Below are 3153 nucleotides of genomic sequence, written 5' to 3'. Positions count from 1 at the left end.
CCACCACATGAGATGACGCCTAAGTAGAGTGTGATGTGCCGCCTACATGACAGTGAGCTGCCTGGGGATGTACCGCGTCATGTCAGCCACCAGAACACAAGGCATCGCCTCGTGTCAGCGACCAGCCATCGCCATAGGCCCGAGACCGGCAAGAGCATGCCGCTCCTGCCGGCGGGCTCGCTGTCTTGACGGCAGCAGCCGCCATGCTCGTCGGAAGGTGGGCGCAGCGGCATCACGGGAGGGGACGCGCATTAGCGATACCGGGTGGTGCTGCTACGGGCCGGCGTACGGCTCGCAGGCAACGCCATCCCCATCCCGGTCCAGCTCATCCCGATACCCCGGCTCGCCAGGGCTCAACGGTGCCGCTCCGGCGTCCCGCGCTGCATCACAGTTCTCGTAGTACGCCGCTGCTGATGTGGCTGGCTCCGGCAAGTCAGGCGTCACGGGATCGGGAGCCTCGGTCTCAGGAACGACGTCCGGCTCAGACGTATCGGGCTCAGGCGTCTCAACGGGCGGGGGTACCGGGGCTGGCACGGCTGGTGTCTCAGTCACCGTCTCGGTCACCGTAGCTGTGGGGGGAGCAGGGTCGGGGCGTTCGCCCTCGGCGGGGCCTTCACAGGCGCTGAGGATGGCTCCCAGCGCTAGGAAGGCCACCAGCAGTACAGCGACCACGAACCCACCCTTGGCCCAAATCGAGCGACGCACCCACCAGCCGCCCGTTCTGTCGTGGTCATCCATCGGCACCGCCACGTTGAAGGATCTCCACTCAGTGGAACATCACCCGGTTGGCCCCGCATCACGATGAACCAGCTCTGTCTGCCCGGCCATGGCCCGCCGTGTGCGATCGAGACAGCCATGCAGACACCCAGACGACCAGACGAGGACAAGAGGGCTGATCGGAGCGCCGCCAGGTCACCGGCGGGGAGACGCGGTTGTACCACTCGTGCGGGGGCTCGATGCCGTCCCAGCCGATGACGGCCCGGGCCGGCTCGACCTCGACCACGTCGTCGGACGCGCCGGGGTGAACGGCGGTGAGGTGCTCGCGCGCGGCGGCGTGCAGCAAGTCTGCGGAGGCGTCCAGGGCGGCGGCCGGGCCCGTGCTCCAGCACAGGGAGCAGCGGGGCTGGAGGAACGCGGCGTGGTCAAGAGCGAAGAGGGAAGGCGTCACGCCCGACCAACGAGCGGGCCCAGGGGAGGACATCGATCCCCGGCGGACTCCTACGGCAATCTGACGGACGCCGGTACGAGCGCGGTCCCTTGAGACCGGTGGGTGGTCAAGGGGGTGCGGCGGGAGCGGGGCGGGGTTGCCTTACAAGTTGCCTTACAAGTTGCTCTACAACTTGCCCTACAAGTTGCCTCCCAAGTTGCCCTACAAGTGGCCTCCAGGGTCTCGGGCTGGGAGGCGGCGCAGCGCTGTGATCTGCGGGTCAAGGGGTCCGGGCGGGACGGGCGGCGGCGCCGACTTCTTCTGTACAGGACTCTTCCAGGGCCTACAGAAGCCGATCTCAGGATCCATCGACCTGTGCAGACACAGAGCGGTGCCGGCCTGAGGTAACCGTCGACCTTGCAGAGGCGCGCCGCCTGTTCACGCAGCCGCGGCGGCGGTGACGTCCTGGTGCTCGCGTACGGCGAGGAAGATCGTTCTCGCCTAATTGGGCGAGCGCCCCTCGGCCTGGTGCGGGCGCGGTTGGGGCGGCCCGGCGGTACTGCTCCCAGAGCGCGTCTGGGCGCCGGGCCTCGCCCGCGCACGCCATATCGGCGCGGGCTGGAGCCGACCCTACGGCAGCGACGCGGACCCGGTCCCGGGATTGGCCGGGCCGCCACCGAGGCGGCGCCGGGCGGGCCTTGGCTCCGGCAGCCCGGCGGGGGTGGGTTCGGCGGTCCAGTCGCCGGCGGCGGCGCGCTCGGCGGCTGTCATCGCCCGCGGGCCACGGGCGGCCGGCTCGGGTAGATCGGTGCGGCCGGGGACGAGGGGACGGCGTGGTGCGGTGGTCACCGCCCCAGTCTCCCCGGCGCCCGCGCCCTGGCCTTTGGCGGGTCCACCTCTTCGTACGGCTACGCGTACAAAGAGGTGTCGTCGTGCGGATCGGGCTTGCCCACGAGGTCTGACCTGCGCGAACGGGGCGATCCCTGAAAGGGGGGATTCACACCTCCGGTCCCACCTTCGGTGCAACCCCTAGTGCGCCTGTGCAGACAACGGTGGGAACACCCTTCGGTGCAACCTTCCCGAGGCGGGACCCGGTAGGGCTTGCCCGCCCCGGAGCAGCTGTCACAGACGTACGGCCTCCGGCTCGCGCTGTCAGGGGCCGGCGCTACAGGTCGGCGAGGCCGAGGACGGCGGTGACGTACAGGGCGCCGAACGCGCAGGCGACCGTCAGGGGGATGCCGAGGCGGGGGTGGCGCCAGACGAGGTAGCCGGGCACGGCCAGGGCGAGCAGGCCGACGGTGGGCACGAGCAGCAGGACCAGAAACGTGGTCGTGGACATGGGAGTCCCCCTCAATGTGGGTGTGGAATGGCCGATCGGTCGACGCGGCGATCCGCACTTTCAAGGAGTGAGGGGTTAGCCGCGCAACTCCCCCGGCCCGCAAGACCCCGAGGGGATCTCATTCAATAGCTCGCGGACTTCTGGCCTGGTCCTTCTCACGGCCCGGCAAGCCTTAGAGGTCCTAACAGAAGCTGTTGATCATGTGACTGTCGGCTTGGTTGCTCGTTGGTCCGTCCGTGACGAAGAGGAACTCCCGGCCGTGGATCGTCTCGGACGAACTATGGCTGCTCATCGAGCCGTTGTTGCCGGTCCCGGCGCCGAAGCTGGTGGCGGGGCGGCCGCGGGTGCCTGACCGGCAGGCTCTGTGCGGGATCCTGTTCGTGCTCCACACCGGCATCCAGTGGGAGTACCTGCCCCAGGAGCTCGGCTTCGGATCCGGCATGACCTGCTGGAGGCGGCTCGCCGTCTGGAACGAGGCCGGCGTGTGGGATCAGCTGCACCTGGTCCTGCTCAAGAAGCTGCGGTCGGCCAAGCAGCTGGACTGGTCTCGGGCGGTGATCGACTCCAGCCACGTCCGGGCCGCTCGACGCGGCCCAAAAGCGGACCCAGCCCGGTCGACCGATCCCGGCCGGGCCGCAAGCACCACGTCCTCGTCGACGGGCAGGGC

4 protein-coding genes and 1 pseudogene are annotated in these 3153 nt (G+C 69.3%); 1 reads left to right on the top strand and 4 read right to left on the bottom strand.

All coding sequences use genetic code 11. The annotated features are described in order from the left end of the window. Positions 1-273: 273 nt before the first annotated feature. The 4 genes from AOK00_RS37835 to AOK00_RS39275 form a co-directional block, all read right to left on the bottom strand. Positions 274-738, bottom strand: a complete 465-nt coding sequence (locus AOK00_RS37835) for an excalibur calcium-binding domain-containing protein (RefSeq protein ID WP_079042320.1) — start codon at positions 736-738, stop codon at positions 274-276. 58 nt (positions 739-796) lie between these two features. Further along, positions 797-1168, bottom strand: coding sequence for a hypothetical protein (locus AOK00_RS33200; protein WP_055603864.1), 372 nt, complete (start codon positions 1166-1168; stop codon positions 797-799). A 609-nt stretch (positions 1169-1777) separates the two neighbouring features. Next, positions 1778-1996 carry a hypothetical protein gene (locus AOK00_RS39280; protein ID WP_159041903.1) on the bottom strand — a complete coding sequence of 73 codons (219 nt, stop codon included), beginning with the start codon at positions 1994-1996 and terminating at the stop codon, positions 1778-1780. A gap of 316 nt (positions 1997-2312) precedes the next feature. Next, a complete protein-coding gene (locus tag AOK00_RS39275) occupies positions 2313-2486 on the bottom strand; it encodes a hypothetical protein (RefSeq protein ID WP_159041902.1) in 174 nt (57 codons plus the stop codon). 263 nt (positions 2487-2749) lie between these two features. Here AOK00_RS39275 and AOK00_RS33195 point away from each other — a divergent pair. Then, positions 2750-3153, top strand: a pseudogene (locus AOK00_RS33195) (IS5 family transposase); the annotation flags it as partial.

The sequence above is a fragment of the Streptomyces aureus genome, from assembly GCF_001418135.1.
Taxonomy (GTDB): domain Bacteria; phylum Actinomycetota; class Actinomycetes; order Streptomycetales; family Streptomycetaceae; genus Streptomyces; species Streptomyces aureus_A.
Note: the sequence above shows the minus strand (reverse complement) of the source record. Positions and strands in the feature narration are given on the sequence as shown.

Excerpts from the sequence above, each read along its gene's own strand:
- AOK00_RS39275 (WP_159041902.1), bottom strand. The coding sequence starts at position 2,486 with ATGTCCACGACCACGTTTCTGGTCCTGCTGCTCGTGCCCACCGTCGGC.
- AOK00_RS37835 (WP_079042320.1), bottom strand. The coding sequence starts at position 738 with ATGGATGACCACGACAGAACGGGCGGCTGGTGGGTGCGTCGCTCGATT.